The organism is Bradyrhizobium sp. 17 (genome assembly GCF_023073515.1).
Classification (GTDB): Bacteria; Pseudomonadota; Alphaproteobacteria; order Rhizobiales; family Xanthobacteraceae; genus Bradyrhizobium; species Bradyrhizobium canariense_D.
The window spans coordinates 1-992 of sequence record NZ_JADPJQ010000108.1; the positions used below are offsets into that span (position 1 = coordinate 1).

A 992-nucleotide genomic window follows, 5' to 3' on the forward strand; every position below is an offset into this window, starting at 1 on the left:
ACATGCTCGATGAATCGCGCCAGGTGAAAAGCGACTTGAGGGTCGGTCGGTTGGTAGCTGGCATTTGCCGGAGCGACAGTCTTAGCTTCCCCCAATTGATCGACCTCAACCACCCAGGGCGTGATCGTCCCGTGTGCGGATTGCCAGACCAGGGCGGCGGCAAAACCAGCGGACAAGAAGAGGCAGGCAAACGCCATCAGGCGCCAGTTTTTGGCCTGGACGCGCGCAGACCCAATGCGATCATCCCAGACCTGGGCGGCGCGTTGATACGGAGTGACAGGCTCCGGCATGCGGCCATAGTGAACGGCCGATCGTTTGAACATTGTTTGACCTCAAGATGCTCAGGAATGGAAATGGTCGATGTGAAGCGTCAGCGATCCTGTTGGGAGAGGTCGACAGATCCGCCGCCTCCGCCGTGATCGCCCGAACGGATCGCGTGGATAGTCGCAGACATCAATCGTGCAGAGGTGAAGGTGGGACCACGGCAGGGGAAATCCTGAAACCTATTATGTGGCCGATCATCCGATCGACGCCCGACGCTAGACCAGGGACAGCCCCAGACGAAAAAACGGAAATGCGGTATCCAACCCGCGCATCAGAGCCTGTTCACCGACGTCTTTGGGTTCCGCCTTCTCCTCTGCACGATCTATCGGTGCAAGAACTTCACGATAAGCCTCGTGGAGATGGGAAACCGTGCGTTGTGTGCTTGACTGGGGACATCAGAGTAGGATGGTCCCTTTTCGGCTGCCGGTAGATCCTCCAATTTCGGAGTCCGACCGGTAATCGCATAAACGATGGCGTCGAAGATTGATGTCTTTCCGACCCCGTTGGGCGCGGAAATCGAGTTGACGCAATCCGGTTTGAGTTTGAGTACGAGCGGTGCGCCCTCGTTGTTGATGCCTCGAAACCCTTCGATGGAGACCCTTTGAAGATACCAACCGCTCATTGTGCGGCGCCTTCGCTGGAGAAAGGTTGTTCGGGCTCGACGGGCG

Annotated in this window: 2 protein-coding genes; both read right to left on the reverse strand. The window is 57.7% G+C overall.

What is annotated here, in order from left to right:
- Window positions 1–323, reverse strand: a 323-nt coding sequence (gene trbF / locus IVB13_RS22050; RefSeq protein WP_247490460.1) for a conjugal transfer protein TrbF, incomplete at its 3' end; no start/stop codon positions are given.
- A gap of 323 nt (window positions 324–646) precedes the next feature.
- Window positions 647–946, reverse strand: coding sequence for an ATP-binding protein (locus IVB13_RS22055; RefSeq protein ID WP_247490462.1), 300 nt, complete (start codon window positions 944–946; stop codon window positions 647–649).
- Between the last annotated feature and the right edge of the window lie 46 nt (window positions 947–992).

Excerpts from the sequence above, each read along its gene's own strand:
- IVB13_RS22055 (WP_247490462.1), bottom strand. The coding sequence starts at position 946 with ATGAGCGGTTGGTATCTTCAAAGGGTCTCCATCGAAGGGTTTCGAGGC.